Below are 14,252 nucleotides of genomic sequence, written 5' to 3' on the forward strand. Positions count from 1 at the left end.
CAGGGACAGGCGGATGGGCTCAGATCTCGCGCAGGTCCGCGGGGATCAGCGCGTCGGGCAGGTTCTGGTAGCAGACCGGGCGCAGGAAGCGGCGGATCGAGAGGGTGCCGACCGAGGTCGCGCCGAAGTTCGTGCTGGCCGGATAGGGCCCGCCATGGACCATCGCGTCCGCCACCTCGACCCCCGTCGGAAAGCCGTTGCAGAGAACCCGCCCCGCCATCCGTTCGGCCACCGGCAGAAGGCGCTGGCCCAGCTCGGCGTCCGCGTCGTCCAGCTGCAGCGTCACCGTCAGCTGGCCGCCGAAGCTGGCCGCGACCTCCTCCATCTGCGCCGCGTCCCTGACCCGCACGATCAGCCCGAGCGGGCCGAAGACCTCCTCGGCCAGCTCGTGGTTGCCGAGGAAGTCGGCCGCCGCGACCTCGAAGAGATAGGGCAGCGAGGTGCGGCCCGAGCAGTCCTGCTCCAGGAGCGCGCGCACGCCCGTGCCCGCCGCGACGCGCGCCGCGCCCTGGCGGTAGGCCTCGGCCATGCCATCCGTCAGCATCACCTGGGGCTGCACGTCGGCAAGCGCCGCCCGGGCGGCCTCGGCGAAGGCTTCAGCTTCGGGGCCGTCCTTGATCACCGCGATGCCGGGGTTGGTGCAGAACTGGCCCGCGCCCATCAGAAGGCTGCCGGCCCAGCCCTTGCCGATCGCCTCGCCCCGCGCGGCGGCCGCCTCGGGCAGCACAAACATCGGGTTGACCGAGCCCAGCTCGCCGAAGAAGGGGATCGGCTCGGGGCGCGCGGCGCAGAGGTTGTAGAGGGCGCGGCCCCCGCCGAGCGAGCCGGTGAAGCCCACCGCCTTGATGCGCGGGTCCTGCACCAGCGCCTCGCCCACGTCGCGCTTGCCGCCTTGGACGAGGCTGAAGATGCGCGGGTCCATCCCCAGCTTCTCGATGGCGGCGGCGATAGCGTCCGCGACGATCTCGCCGGTGCCGGGATGGGCGGAGTGACCCTTGACGACGACCGGGCAGCCGGCGGCGAGGGCCGCGGCGGTGTCGCCGCCCCCGACCGAGAAGGCCAGCGGGAAGTTCGAGGCGCCAAAGACCGCCACCGGCCCGATCGGCCGCTGGATCATGCGCAGGTCCGGGCGCGGCAGCGGCTGGCGGCCCGGCAGCGCGGCATCATGCCGGCGGTCGAGATAGTCGCCCTTGCGGATATGCTCGGCGAAAAGGCGCAGCTGACCGGTGGTCCGCCCGCGCTCGCCCTGAAGGCGCGCCTCCGGAAGGCCGGTCTCGGCGCTGCCGATGGCGGTGATCGCCTCGCCGCGCGCCTCGATCTCGTCGGCGATGGTGTCCAGCAGCCTCGCGCGCTCCTCGCGGGTTGTGGCGGCGAAGGCCGGGAAGGCGGCATGGGCGGCGGCGCAGGCCTGATCCACCAGCGCCGGGGTCCCGGCCGAGAACTCATGCGCCGTGCCGGTGGCCGGGGCGGAGGAGAAGCGCCCCTCGCTGCGGGTCTTGGTGCCGGCGATCCAGTGATCGCCATGGGGAATGTGCGTCATGTCAGCGTCCTGTCCGTTCGCGCCATTCGGCGTATTTCGTCAGGTTCTCCTCGTCCGTCGCCGGATAGAGGCCGATGATGCCGGCGCCGGCCTGCACCTGCTCGAGCACGAAGTCCTCGTAGGACTCCATGCCCGTGCACTCTTCGGCGATCTCGTCGGCGAGATGGGCGGGGATGACCATGACGCCGTCGCCGTCCCCCAGCATCACGTCGCCGGGAAAGACCGGTGCGTCGCCGCAACTGATCGGCACGTTGATGTCGATGGCCTCGTGCAGCGTCAGGTTCGTGGGCGCCGAGGGACGCGCGAAGTAGGCCGGCATGTCCAGCGCCCCGATGCCCGCCGCGTCGCGCACGCCGCCGTCGGAGACCACGCCCGCCGCACCGCGCAGCGCCAGCCGGGTGATCAGGATCGAGCCGGCCGTGGCGGCGCGGCTGTCCTTGCGGGCGTCCATCACGAGGACATGGCCCTCGGGGCAGGTCTCGACCGCGACGCGCTGCTTGTGGTCGCGGTTCCTGAAGACGGTGATCGGGTTGCGGTCCTCGCGCGCAGGGATATAGCGCAGGGTGAAGGCCTGGCCGACCATGGTCACCGGCTTGCGCTCCACGGGGACCACGCCCTGGACGAACTGGTTGCGCAGCCCGCGCTTGTAGAGGGCGGTCGCCACGGAGGCCGTCGAGACCTTCTTCAGCTTCTCGCGCGTGGCGTCGGACAGGACATAGTCGGTCATGCGTGTTCCTTCGGGCAGAGTTCGTTGTCTGTCATGAAGCCATCCAGCTGCGCCTGTTGCGCCGCCGTCAGGGGCCAGGCGGAAGGGGCGCGGGTCGGGCCGCAGTCATGGCCCTGCGCGATCAGCGCGGCCTTCACGCCGGTGACGTTGGTGCCGTTCATCTCTTGCGCGCGGATGTCCTCGAAGACGCGCATCTTCTCGATCAGGGCGTTCGCCCTGTGGTAGTCGCCTGCCTCCAGCGCGGCGTGGATGGCGACGGAATGCTCGGGCCAGATGTTGATGAGGCCCGAGGTGAAGCCCCGTGCGCCGACGGCGTAGAAGGTCGGCGCCCAGACCTCGGCCAGCCCGCCGACCCACACGATGGAAGGATCGCAGGCGGCGCGCGCCTCGGCCAGCTTCTGCGGGTTCGGGGTCGCCCATTTGACGCCGCGCACGCCCGGCACAGCGCAGAGATTCGCGATGGCCTTGGTGCCGATGGTGTCGTTGCGCAGATAGACCATCATCGGCAGCCCGCCAGAGGCGTCTGTCAGCGCCATGAGGTAGTCGACGACTCCCCGGGGCGCCACGAAGGGATCGGGCGGCTGGTGGACCATCAGCGCCGTGGCGCCTGCCCCGGCCGAAGCCTTCGCCAGCCTGATCGCGTCCGGCAGCGCGCGGCCGACACCCGCCAGCAGGGGCGCGCGGCCGGCGATGAGGCCGGCAACCTCGCGCACCATGGTGCAGGCCTCATCGGTCGTCAGGGCGTAGAACTCGCCCGTGTTGCCGTTCACGACCGGCATGTGCATCCCCGCGCCAAGCGCACGGTCGAGGATCGGCGCCAGCTTGGCCGGCGCGATCTGCCCCGCCTGGTCGTATGGCGTCACGAGAATGCCCGAGATGCCTGTCAGGGCTTGGTCCAGCGTCATCATCAGAAGATCTCCGGCTCGTTCGCCGCGGGGCCGAAGCCGCGCTCGAGGAAGGTGAAGTCGCAGCCCTTGTCCGCCTGCGTGACGTTCTGCGAGAACATCCAGCCCCAGCCCCGCTGATAGCGCGGCTCGGGCGCTTTCCAGGCGGCGCGGCGGGCCTCTAGCTCGGCCTCGTCCACCAGCATGTCGAGGCGGCGGTTCGGCAGGTCCAGCCGCACGATGTCGCCGGTCTTCAGGAGGGCCAGCGGGCCGCCGATATAGGCCTCGGGCGCGACATGCAGCACGCAGGCGCCGTAGGAGGTGCCGGACATACGCGCATCCGAGATGCGCAGCATGTCGCGGTGGCCCTGCTTGATCAGCGCCTTGGGGATCGGCAGCATGCCCCATTCGGGGAAGCCCGGCCCGCCCAGGGGGCCGGCATTGCGCAGCACCATCACCGTGTCGGGCGTGACGTCGAGGTTCTCGTCATCGACCGCCGCCTTCATCTCGGGGTAGCTGTCGAAGACCAGCGCCGGGCCCTCATGGACATGGTACTTCGGATCGCAGGCGGCGGGCTTGATCACCGCGCCGTCGGGACACAGGTTCCCGCGCAGCACCGCCAGCGAGCCCTCGTGATAGACCGGGTTCGACAGCGGCCGGATGACGTCGTCGTTGTGGACAACCGCGCCCTCGAGGTTCTCGCCCATGGTCTTGCCGGTGACGGTCAGGGCCGACAGGTCAAGCCGGTCCGCGATCTGCTTCATCAGCGCGCGCAGGCCGCCCGCGTAGAAGAAGTCCTCCATCAGGTAGTCCTTGCCCGAGGGGCGGACGTTGGCGATCAGGGGCGTCGTACGGCCAAGCGCGTCCAGATCGTCCAGCGTTAGCTCGACCCCCGCGCGGCGGGCCATCGCGATCAGGTGGACGACCGCGTTGGTCGAGCAGCCGGTGGCCATGGCGACGATGGCAGCGTTTCGGACGGCGGCCTCGGTCACGATGCGGTCGGGGGTCAGGTCCTCCCACACCATCTCGACGATGCGGCGGCCGCAATCGGCGCCCATGCGCTGGTGGCCGCTGTCGACCGCAGGGATCGAGGAGGCGCCGGGCAGCGTCAGCCCCATCGCGTCGGTGATGGCGGTCATGGTGCTGGCCGTGCCCATGGTCATGCAGACGCCGGCCGAGCGGGCGATGCCGCCCTGCACGCCCTGCCACTGCTGGTCCGTGATGTTGCCGGCCCGCCGCTCGTCCCAGTATTTCCACGCGTCCGAGCCGGACCCGAGCCGCGCCCCTGCATAGTTGCCGGCCAGCATCGGACCTGCGGGCAGGTAGATCATCGGCACGCCGGCCGTCAGCGCGCCCATGATCAGGCCGGGCGTGGTCTTGTCGCAGCCGCCCATCAGCACCACGCCGTCCAGCGGGTGGGCGCGGATCTGTTCCTCGGTCTCGATGGCCAGAAGGTTGCGGTAGAGCATCGAGGTCGGCTTGGTGAAGCTTTCATCGACCGACAGGGAGGGCAGCTCGACCGGCAGGCCGCCCGCCTGAAGAACGCCGCGCTTCACGTCGGCGGCGCGTTCGCGGAAGTGCGAATGACAGCTGTTCAGCTCGGACCAGGTGTTCAGGACGCCGATGATCGGGCGCCCCATGAAGTCGGCCTCGGAATAGCCCAGCTGCATCATCCGCGAACGGTGGCCGAAGCTGCGCAGGTCGTCGGGCGCGAACCAGCGGGCGGAACGCAGTTGGTCGGGGGTCTTGGTCATGGTCTGTCCTTGCGCAGGGGCGGTCATTCTTCGCCGCCGAGCCTGAGGGAACCCGCCGCCGCGGGGCGCCGCGCGTTGCGCCATTCGCCCCAGAGTTGCCAGGCGATCGAGATGACGGCGAGGGCGAGGAACGTCCCCGCGATCGGGTTCGTGACGAACCCCATGTAGTCGCCGCGCGACAGTTGCAGGCCGCGGCGGAAGCTGGTCTCGGCCATCGGGCCGAGGATGAAGCCGATGATGAAGGGCGCGGTCGGGATGCCCGCCTTGACGAAGGCGTAGCCGAGCACGCCGAAGCCCAGGATGGTCCAGATGTCGAAGACGCGGCTGGCAAGGCCGAAGGCGCCGACGGCACAGAGGACCAGGATCACAGGCAGCAGGATGTGCTTGGGGATCGCCAGCAGCCGGATGAAGATGCGCAGGCCCCAGAACTCGAGCAGCAGCATCATGAAGGCGGACACGATCAGCGCGGCGAAGATCGTGTAGACCAACGGTCCCTGCGTCAGGAACAGCATCGGGCCGGGCTGGATGCCGTGGATCATCAATCCGCCCAACAGGATCGCGGTCACCGCGTCGCCTGGAATGCCAAGCGTCAGCAGCGGGATCATCGCGCCGCCGATGCCGGCGTTGTTCGCGGTTTCCGAAGCGACGACGCCCTCGATCGTGCCCTTGCCGAACTGCTCGGGCGTCTTCGAGCGCTTCTTGGCGACGATGTAGCTGATGATGTTCGAGGTGCCCGCCCCGATCCCCGGCAGGATCCCGATGCTGACGCCCAGAAAGGCGCTGCGCAGGGCGTTGGGGATCTGGCCCAGGAACTCGGCCATGGAAAAGCCGAAGCCCTTGATGCGGACCATCGCCGCCTTGGTGCTGCCCGCCAGCGGGTTGCGGGCGGTCTCGGCCACCTTGATGATCTCGGCCACGGCGAACATGCCCACCAGCACGGTCAGGATGTTGAAGCCGGCGTTCAGCTCGACCTGGCCGAAGGTGAAGCGCGCGGTCGCGTCCACGGGCGCGATGCCCACGGTCGAGACGGCAAAGCCCAGCACGCCTGCGAAGATCCCCTTGGCCATGGACCCCGAGGAGAGCGTCGCGATCAGCGTCAGCGAGAAGACCGCGATGGCGAAATACTCGTGCGGCCCGAAGGACAGCGCGACCCGCGCCAGCGTCGGCGCGATGAACATCAGCGCGCCGATCGAGATGATCGTGCCAATGAACGAGAAGACGATGCCGACGCCAAGCGCCTTGGCGCCCTCGCCCTTCTCCATCATCGGGCCGCCGTCGAAGGTTGTGGCGATCGAGGAGGGCGTGCCCGGGATCTTGAGCAGGATGGCCGAGATCAGCCCGCCGGACGTGGCGCCGACGAACAAGGCGATCAGCAGGCTGATCCCCGCAGCCGGGCCAAGCCCGTAGGTCATCGGCAGGCACAGCGCGATGGCCATCACCGCCGTCAGGCCGGGGACGGCACCGAAGACGATGCCGACCGCCACGCCAACCGTGATCAGCATGAAGATCTGCAACGAGAAGACGTTGCCGAAACCTTGCAGGAGAAGATCGAACATGGCCCGCCTCTCAGTTCAGCCAGGCGACCAGCGGCCCGGCGGGCAGCAGAAGGTCGAAGCCATAGCGGAAGGTCGCGAAGATGACGCCCGCGGCCATCACCGCCAGCCCGGCATAGCGCGCGAAGGGCCGGCCGCCGTCCCTCGGGGTCAGGACGAGGAATTGCAGGAAGAGGTAGATCGCCGTCGCGATGGGGAAGCCCAAGGGCCGCAGCGCCGCCACATAGCCCGCGATCAGCGCCAGCGTCAGCGCGACGGTGACCATGTTGCCCACGCCCTTCTCGCCCGGCTCTCCGGGCCGGCGCAGCGCGCCCGCCAGCTCGATCAGGCCAAGGCCGATCATCATCCAGGCGAGGATCGTCGGCACTGTCGTCGCGTCGACGCCGTCACGCACGGGCAGACCCGCGATCATGCCCAGATAGCCCAGACCCGCCCCGGTCATCGCCAGGGCCACCAGAGTGTCCTTGAGCCGCATCGCCGCCCCCTTGCCATGTCAGGTGTAACGGTGGGCGCGCCGCGCGCGCCCGCGAGGATCAGCGCGCGGCCTGCAGCGCCTCGCGATAGGGCATGTAGGCGTCGCGGATCGCGTTCAGACGCTCCATCGCCTCGGCCTGCGGCAGGAAGCTGACCGGCTGGCGGAAGCCCTGCTCAAGATCGGTCGCATATTCCGGGATCTGGGTGATCTGCTCCATCACCTCGCCCATCTTCGCGACGATCTCGGGATCGGTGCCTTTCGGGAAGGCGATGATGTAGGGATTGTTCATCACGAAGTCGACGCCCTGCTCGGCAAAGGTCGGGACTTCGCCCAGCAGCGGGTTGCGCTCTTCGTTGGGCTGGCCCAGCACGACCATCTGCCCGGCCGTGACGTAGTCCTGCACCGCGCCATAGGCGATGCCCGCCACGTCGATCCGCCCGCCCAGGAGGTTCGCGATCTTCTCCGAGGCCGAGCCGGTGTCGACGACCATCATCTCGGCGCCGGTTCCTTGCTGGAAGATCAGGCCCTGCAGGTGCGAATAGCCGCCGAACTCGGTGCCGAAGGTGATGCTGCCCGGCTCGGCCGCCTGAACGTCCGCAACCGAGGTGAGGCCCGAACTGGCGCTGGCGACGAAAACCGCGCCCTGGTCGATGGCGGGGATGCAGCAGATCTCGAAGTCGTCGATGCCGTAATCGGCCAGGCCCGAGACCTCGGTCACGATCAGGTGGCCCGTATGGCCGAAGAGCATCGTGTAGCCGTCCGGATCGGCATCGCGCACCGCCGAGGTCGCGATGGTCGCGCCGCCGCCCGGCATGTTGGTGATGACCATGCTGGTGCCGGTGATCTCCTCGAAGTAGCGCGCCATCGTGCGGGCGTTGAAGTCGGTATCGCCGCCGGGGCTGGCCCCGATGATGACGTTCACCGTGCGCTGCGGCCAGTCGGTCTGCGCCATCGCAGCGGTGCCGTAGAGGCTGGCGGCCATGCCGGTCAGCGCGATCAGTGCCTTCATGTTCATGTCGATCTCCTCCCCTTGGGCAGATTGCCCTTTACCCGATTTGACGCACTAATATATTTGTGACGATGCAGCAAGCCTAAATTCGGTTGCGGGACCGCATGTCTGCTGGCACTGCGGAAACAGGGAGAGGAGGATGTTCGGGATGCAGAGGCGCAAGCGGTCACGGGCCGAGATCGTGCATGACGAGCTGCGGCACCTCATCGTGACGTTGCAACTGCAGCCCGGACAGCCGCTGCTCGAGAAGGAGTTGTGCGAGCGCTTCGGCGTCAGCCGCACTCCTCTGCGCGAGGCGATCCTGCGGCTGGCGGAGCACGGCCTCGTCACCGTCGCCCCGCAGCACGGCACCTTCGTCGCCGGGATTTCGCCCCGCGCCGTGCGGCTGGCGCATTTCATGCGCGAGAACCTGGAGATCCCCGCCTCGCGCCGGCTGGCCCAGCAAGCCGCGGCGGACCTCAAGCCGGCGCGCGAGATCCTGCTGGCGCAGAAGATCGCCGCAGCCCGCAACGATCATGCCGAATTCATCCTTCTGGACGACCGCTTCCACGAGGCTCTGTTCGAAGCGGCAGGCCTTCACGAGGTCTGGTCGGTGATCCATGCGCGCAAGGGCCACCTCGACCGGATCCGCTTCATCCAGGGCAACGCCCGCGGCAGCGTCGAGGTGCCGCTGGCCCAGCATGAGACCATCCTTCAGGCCTTGGCGGACGGCGATGCGGATCGCTCGGCGGATCTTCTGCGCGAACATGTCGCCGGCTCGCTGGTCTTCATGGAGCGCCACCTGCGGGAGCGGCCGGAGCTGTTCGTGGATGAAGGCGGGCCCGTGCGGAGGAAGGTGTCGTGACAGCCGACGATGGCCTGGTGGAGGATCTGCGCCGCCGCATCCTGTCTCTGGAGCTGCCGCCCGGCGCGGTCCTGTCGCGGGCGGATCTGGCGGCCCGCTACGGCACCAGCTCGACCCCGCTGCGCGACGCCCTGCTGCGGCTTCAGGATGCCGGCCTCGTCACCATCATGCCGCAGTCCCGCACACAGGTGACGCGCATCGACCTCGACCACGCGCGGCAGATCCATGTCTTGCGCAGCACCATCGAGGCCGAGGCCGCGGCGCGCCTTGCCGCCGCGCTGCCCGAGGGGCTTGTCGAGCAGTTGAAGGCCCTGATCGGGATGCAGGAGGCCGAGGCGCAGCGGGCCGAGATGGACGCCTTCGCGCGGCTGGATCTGGCCTTTCACGAGGCGCTGTTGCAGGCCGCGGGGCTGGCCGCCGTGCACCGCGTCATCCGCCGCGAGAGCATCCATATCGACCGCCTGCGCGCCCTGCACCTCATGCAGCCCGAGAAGGCGCAGCAGATCCTGGAAGATCATCGCTGCATCGCGGCAGGTATCGCCGCGGCCGATCCCGAGGCGGCAGCCGCGGCGATGAAGCGCCACCTGTCGCAATCGATCCTGCTGGGCGAAAGGCTGACCCGCGAGCGGCCCGAGTTCTTCACGACCGCGGACGCGGGAGATCGCCGCGCGGCGGCCGCGTTCTGACAGCCCCCTTACGCCGAAAAAGCGGTGACGGATCACTGTCGTGTCATAGCTTAAGGGTGAAGGGGTCAACCGACGGCTACTAGCCGACGCAGCGATTGATCATGTCCACGGCTGCGCGAGATGATCAGGCGACAGGAAGATGCCAATGCGGCGTCTGGCCCTTTCGGCGGGCAAGTCGGGATGAACGTGATGCCAGATGTCGATCCTTCGGTGACACTTCGCGGCGCGGTGGCGACTCAGGGCGTCAGCCCGCTGCGGACAGGGACGCGCGGTCTTGCGCGACCGGCGGGATCGCGGCCCGCTGAACCGCGATCAGCGCGGGCCTGATCGCGCCCGATCAAAAAGCTAGCGATTTCCTCATGTTCTCCGCTGATACCCGTGAAACCCTCAAGAGGTGAGTTTCAGACATGCGCCACAAGCTTTTCGGGACCGACGGCGTGCGGGGGCGCGCGAATGCCTGGCCGATGACGCCGGAGGCCGTGCTGCAGCTCGGTCGGGCGGCCGGCCGTCACCTCTCGCGCTCGGGTCAGGCGAACTCGGTGCTGATCGGCAAGGACACGCGGCTCTCTGGCTACATGGTCGAAAGCGCGCTGGTGGCGGGCTTCACCTCGGCCGGGATGAACGTGCTTCTGACCGGACCGCTGCCGACGCCCGCCATCGGGATGCTGACGCGCTCGCTGCGCGCGGATCTGGGCGTGATGATCTCGGCCTCGCACAACCCGTTCGAGGACAACGGGATCAAGTTCTTCGGCGCCGACGGCTACAAGCTGCCCGATGAGCGCGAGGCCGCCATCGAGGCGGCCATCGGCTACCGCGGCGATCTGGCCGAGCCGTCCCAGATCGGGCATGTCCGGCGCATCGACGGGGCCGGCGAGCGCTACATCGAGTTCGCCAAGCGCGCCTTCCCGCGCGGGCTGCGGCTGGACGGCCTGCGCATCGTCGTGGACGCGGCCAACGGGGCCGCGCACCGGGTCGGCCCCGAGCTGATCTGGGAGCTGGGCGCCGACGTGATCCGCGTCGGGACGAAGCCCAACGGCGTCAACATCAACGCGGCCTGCGGCTCGACCGCGCCGCAGGCCTGCATCGACGCAGTTCTGGCGCATGGGGCCGATCTCGGCATCGCGCTGGACGGGGACGCGGACCGCGTGCACCTGATCGACGAGAAGGGGCGCCTGATCGACGGCGACCAGCTGATGTGCGTGATCGCCGAACGGGCCCGCGCCAGGGGCGCGCTGGCCAACGACACGCTGGTGGCGACGGTGATGTCGAATTCCGGGATGGAGCGCCACCTCGCCGGCCAAGGGATCGCGCTGCTGCGCACGCGGGTCGGCGACCGTTACGTGGTCGAGCGGATGCGCCAGACCGGCTGCACGGTAGGGGGCGAGCAGTCCGGCCACATCATCCTGTCCGAATTCAGCACCACCGGCGACGGCCTCGTCGCGGCCCTGCAGGCGCTCGCAGCCATGCGCGAGGCCGACCGCCCCGCCTCCGAGGTGCTGTCGCGCTTCACCCCGCTGCCGCAGATCACCCGCAACGTGCGGATCGAGCCGGGCGCCGGCCTGCTGGAGCGGCCCGCCGTGGCCGCGGTGATCGAGCGCATGACCGGCCGGCTCGGCGGGATGGGCCGCGTCCTCGTGCGCCCCTCGGGAACCGAGCCCCTCGTTCGCATCATGGCCGAGGGCGAGGACACCGACCTGCTGTCCGAGATCGCGGACGAGATCGGCCACGTCCTGTCGGCCGAAGCCCGTCCAGAGCTGTTCCGTACCGCCTGAGGAGGGCGCGCCATGTGTGGAATCATCGGAGTCATCGCCAACCGCCCCGCCGCCCCCATCCTGATGGCCTCGCTGGAGCGGCTGGAATATCGCGGCTACGATTCGGCCGGGATCGCCGTGCTCGAGGGCGGCATCCTCGACCGCCGCCGCGCGGCCGGCAAGCTGTCGGCGCTGGCACGGCTGCTGACCGACCGGCCGTTGCCGGGCACGACCGGGATCGGCCATACCCGGTGGGCGACCCATGGCGGCCCGACCGAGGCCAATGCCCATCCGCACCGCGCGGGGCCGGTGGCCGTGGTCCATAACGGCATCATCGAGAACTACCAGGAGCTGAAGCGCGACCTGACGGCGGCTGGCTACGGCTTCGAATCGCAGACGGATACCGAGGTGATCGCGACGCTCTGCGCCTCGATGCTGGCGCGGGGCCTCTCCTGCGAGGATGCCGCGGCCGCCACCATCGCCAAGCTGCGGGGCGCCTATGCGCTCTGCTTCGTCTTCGACGGGCAGCCCGACATCCTGATCTGCGCGCGGCGCGGCTCGCCCCTGGTCGTGGGCCTTGGCGAGGGCGAAAGCTTCGTCGGCTCGGACGCCATCGCGCTGGCGCCGATGACCAACCGCATCTGCTATCTCGAGGAGGGGGACTGGGCGGTCCTGACCCGCGACACGATCCGCATCCACGACGCGGGCGGCAACCCGGTCCGCCGCGAGGTCCAGACCATCGCCATCGACACGATCCTCGCCGACAAGGGCCAGCACCGCCACTTCATGGCCAAGGAGATCCACGAGCAGCCGAGCGTCATCGCCCGCGCGCTTGGCGCCTGGATTTCGGAGGATCGCACCCGCGTCTCCTGCGCGGCAGAGGCGATTGATTGGCGGGCCGTGCCGCGCCTGACCATCGTCGCCTGCGGGACGGCCCATTACGCCTCGCATGTGGCGAAGGTCTGGATCGAGCGCGTGGCCCGGCTTCCGGTCGAGATCGAGATCGCTTCGGAGTTCCGCTACCGCGAGCCGCCGCTGCCGCGGGGCGGGGTCACCATGGTCGTCAGCCAGTCGGGCGAGACCGCCGACAGCCTGGCCGCCCTGCGCTATGCCAAGGCGATGGGCCAGACGACCTTGGGCCTGGTCAACGTCACCACCTCGACCATCGCGCGCGAGGCGGATGTCGCGCTGCCGATCCATGCCGGCCCCGAGATCGGCGTGGCCTCGACCAAGGCCTTCACCGCCATGGTGCTGTGCCTTTCGGCGCTGGCCGTGATGATCGCCCGCCAGCGCGGCGTGATCGACGCCGCCGGCGAGCGCGCGCGGCTGGACCTGCTGTCCACCGTGCCGCGGCTGATGGCCGAAACGATCGCGCTGGAGCCGCAGATCGAGGCCCTGGCCCGCGAGATCTCCGAGGCTGGCGACGCGCTGTTCCTCGGGCGGGGGTTGATGTACCCTCTGGCTCTCGAGGGTGCGCTGAAGCTGAAGGAGATCACCTACATGCATGCCGAGGGCTATGCCGCGGGCGAGATCAAGCACGGCCCCATCGCGCTGGTGGACGAGACGACGCCCGTCATCGCGCTGGCCCCGCATGACGCGCTGTTCGACAAGCTGGCCTCGAACATGCGCGAGGTGATCGGCCGCAAGGGCCGCGTCGCGATGATCGGGGATGCCGACGCCTGCGCCGAGATGTCCGGCGAGGTCTGGCGCTCGGTGACGCTGCCGCGCGCCGACCCGCTGGTCGCGCCCTTCCTCTATGCCGTGGCGGTCCAGTTCATCGCCTATCACGCGGCCCTCGCCAAGGGCACCGACGTGGACCAGCCCCGCAATCTCGCCAAATCCGTCACGGTGGAATGATGATGCAGAACACGAACGACCGGCCCCCTCAGACGGGCAGGACCATCCTGGCGACGGGCGGGGCCGGCTATATCGGATCGCATGTGGTGGTCTCGCTGCTGGAAGAGGGGCACCGGGTGGTCATCCTCGACAACTTCGAGAATTCAGACCGCTACACCGTCGCGCGCATCCCGCGCATCGCCCCCGGCTCGGTCGCCCTGGTCGAGGGCGACGTGCGCGACCAGGCGCTGGTGACGGACCTTCTGCGCCAGTACAAGGTCGACGCCGTGATCCACCTGGCGGGCAAGAAGGCCGTCGGCGAATCCGTCGCGGACCCGCTGCTCTATTACAGCGACAACATCGGCGGGGCCGTCTCGCTGCTGCGCGCGATGCAGGCGACGGGCGTCTCGCGGCTGATCTTCTCGTCCTCGGCCACGGTCTACGGCATGACCGAGGTGATGCCGATCGACGAGACCGCGCCGACCTCTGCCACCAATCCCTATGGCCGCACCAAGCTGATGATCGAGGAGATCATCGAGGACCTCACCGTCGCCGACAGCGACTTCCGGGCCATCTCGCTGCGCTACTTCAACCCGGTCGGCGCGCATTCCAGCGGCCTCATCGGCGAGAACCCGAAGGGCGCGCCGAACAACCTCTTTCCCTATGTCGCCCAGACCGCCGCCGGGCTGCGCAAGAAGGTGCAGGTCTTCGGGTCCGACTATCCCACGCCGGATGGCACCGGGATCCGCGACTACCTGCATGTCGTCGACCTGGCCCGCGGCCATGTCGCCGCCATCGACCACATCTTCGGCGCCGCCCCGCAGAACCGCCACCAGAAGATCAACCTCGGGACCGGCACCGGCTACAGCGTGCTCCAGGTGCTGGCGGCCTTCTCGAGGGCCTGCGGCTTCCAGGTCCCCTACGAGCTGACGCCCCGCCGGCCCGGCGACGCCGCGCGTTCGCTGGCCGATCCAAGTCTGGCGCACAGCCTTTTGGGCTGGAAGGCGCTGCACGACCTCGACCAGATGTGCGCCGATCACTGGGCCTTCCAGCAGAAGGCGGCGCAGGACAGCCGCCCGACCCTCGTCTCCGGCAGCCGCACGGGGCCGGCCGCGCGCAGCGAGCGCGTCAGCCCGGCAAGCTGAGACGGGGCGGCCCGATGTCTGCGCCTCGGGACCTGCCGCAACCTGCCG

The 14,252-nt window shown here is 69.3% G+C and carries 12 protein-coding genes; 5 read left to right on the forward strand and 7 right to left on the reverse strand.

Features of this window, described 5'->3' with window-relative positions; translation table 11 throughout:
* Positions 1–19: 19 nt before the first annotated feature.
* Genes BLP73_RS03585 through BLP73_RS03615 form a run of 7 tightly spaced genes read right to left on the reverse strand, consistent with a single transcriptional unit; the run spans position 20 to position 7,948 of the window.
* Positions 20–1,540 carry an aldehyde dehydrogenase (NADP(+)) gene (locus tag BLP73_RS03585; protein WP_090740369.1) on the reverse strand — a complete coding sequence of 507 codons (1,521 nt, stop codon included), beginning with the start codon at positions 1,538–1,540 and terminating at the stop codon, positions 20–22.
* A 1-nt stretch (position 1,541) separates the two neighbouring features.
* Entirely contained in the window at positions 1,542–2,267 is a 726-nt protein-coding gene (locus tag BLP73_RS03590; RefSeq protein WP_090740371.1) for a ribonuclease activity regulator RraA, read from the reverse strand.
* Positions 2,264–3,175: a dihydrodipicolinate synthase family protein gene (locus BLP73_RS03595; protein ID WP_090740373.1), complete on the reverse strand. Its 912-nt coding sequence runs from the start codon at positions 3,173–3,175 to the stop codon at positions 2,264–2,266. The genes BLP73_RS03590 and BLP73_RS03595 overlap by 4 nt, the downstream gene beginning before the upstream one ends.
* A complete protein-coding gene (gene araD, locus BLP73_RS03600) occupies positions 3,175–4,905 on the reverse strand; it encodes an L-arabinonate dehydratase (RefSeq protein WP_090740375.1) in 1,731 nt (576 codons plus the stop codon). The genes BLP73_RS03595 and araD overlap by 1 nt, the downstream gene beginning before the upstream one ends.
* Before the next feature lie 23 nt (positions 4,906–4,928).
* Positions 4,929–6,461, reverse strand: coding sequence for a tripartite tricarboxylate transporter permease (locus BLP73_RS03605; RefSeq protein WP_090740377.1), 1,533 nt, complete (start codon positions 6,459–6,461; stop codon positions 4,929–4,931).
* Positions 6,462–6,471: 10 nt separating this feature from the next.
* Positions 6,472–6,933, reverse strand: coding sequence for a tripartite tricarboxylate transporter TctB family protein (locus BLP73_RS03610; RefSeq protein ID WP_090740379.1), 462 nt, complete (start codon positions 6,931–6,933; stop codon positions 6,472–6,474).
* A gap of 58 nt (positions 6,934–6,991) precedes the next feature.
* Positions 6,992–7,948, reverse strand: coding sequence for a tripartite tricarboxylate transporter substrate binding protein (locus BLP73_RS03615; RefSeq protein ID WP_217630631.1), 957 nt, complete (start codon positions 7,946–7,948; stop codon positions 6,992–6,994).
* A 142-nt stretch (positions 7,949–8,090) separates the two neighbouring features.
* Here BLP73_RS03615 and BLP73_RS03620 point away from each other — a divergent pair, with 142 nt between their 5' ends.
* The 5 genes from BLP73_RS03620 to galE all read left to right on the forward strand — a co-directional run bounded on the left by BLP73_RS03620 (position 8,091) and on the right by galE (position 14,204).
* A complete protein-coding gene (locus tag BLP73_RS03620) occupies positions 8,091–8,786 on the forward strand; it encodes a GntR family transcriptional regulator (protein ID WP_217630632.1) in 696 nt (231 codons plus the stop codon).
* A complete protein-coding gene (locus BLP73_RS03625) occupies positions 8,783–9,472 on the forward strand; it encodes a GntR family transcriptional regulator (RefSeq protein ID WP_090740383.1) in 690 nt (229 codons plus the stop codon). The genes BLP73_RS03620 and BLP73_RS03625 overlap by 4 nt, the downstream gene beginning before the upstream one ends.
* Positions 9,473–9,879: 407 nt before the next feature.
* Positions 9,880–11,244 (forward strand): phosphoglucosamine mutase, encoded by a 1,365-nt coding sequence (gene glmM, locus BLP73_RS03630; protein ID WP_090740385.1) that lies wholly within the window; start codon positions 9,880–9,882, stop codon positions 11,242–11,244.
* Between the two features lie 12 nt (positions 11,245–11,256).
* A complete protein-coding gene (gene glmS, locus BLP73_RS03635; RefSeq protein WP_090740387.1) occupies positions 11,257–13,080 on the forward strand; it encodes a glutamine--fructose-6-phosphate transaminase (isomerizing) in 1,824 nt (607 codons plus the stop codon).
* Between the two features lie 2 nt (positions 13,081–13,082).
* Complete coding sequence (gene galE, locus BLP73_RS03640; RefSeq protein ID WP_090740389.1) at positions 13,083–14,204, forward strand: UDP-glucose 4-epimerase GalE; 1,122 nt, start codon at positions 13,083–13,085, stop codon at positions 14,202–14,204.
* Positions 14,205–14,252 lie beyond the last annotated feature (48 nt).

Source organism: Paracoccus tibetensis (genome assembly GCF_900102505.1).
Classification (GTDB): Bacteria; Pseudomonadota; Alphaproteobacteria; order Rhodobacterales; family Rhodobacteraceae; genus Paracoccus; species Paracoccus tibetensis.

Coding starts and splice junctions, on each gene's coding strand:
- galE (WP_090740389.1), top strand. CDS start 13,083: ATGCAGAACACGAACGACCGGCCCCCTCAGACGGGCAGGACCATCCTG.
- BLP73_RS03595 (WP_090740373.1), bottom strand. CDS start 3,175: ATGATGACGCTGGACCAAGCCCTGACAGGCATCTCGGGCATTCTCGTG.
- BLP73_RS03590 (WP_090740371.1), bottom strand. CDS start 2,267: ATGACCGACTATGTCCTGTCCGACGCCACGCGCGAGAAGCTGAAGAAG.
- BLP73_RS03585 (WP_090740369.1), bottom strand. CDS start 1,540: ATGACGCACATTCCCCATGGCGATCACTGGATCGCCGGCACCAAGACC.
- BLP73_RS03610 (WP_090740379.1), bottom strand. CDS start 6,933: ATGCGGCTCAAGGACACTCTGGTGGCCCTGGCGATGACCGGGGCGGGT.
- araD (WP_090740375.1), bottom strand. CDS start 4,905: ATGACCAAGACCCCCGACCAACTGCGTTCCGCCCGCTGGTTCGCGCCC.
- glmM (WP_090740385.1), top strand. CDS start 9,880: ATGCGCCACAAGCTTTTCGGGACCGACGGCGTGCGGGGGCGCGCGAAT.
- glmS (WP_090740387.1), top strand. CDS start 11,257: ATGTGTGGAATCATCGGAGTCATCGCCAACCGCCCCGCCGCCCCCATC.
- BLP73_RS03615 (WP_217630631.1), bottom strand. CDS start 7,948: ATGAACATGAAGGCACTGATCGCGCTGACCGGCATGGCCGCCAGCCTC.
- BLP73_RS03605 (WP_090740377.1), bottom strand. CDS start 6,461: ATGTTCGATCTTCTCCTGCAAGGTTTCGGCAACGTCTTCTCGTTGCAG.
- BLP73_RS03620 (WP_217630632.1), top strand. CDS start 8,091: ATGCAGAGGCGCAAGCGGTCACGGGCCGAGATCGTGCATGACGAGCTG.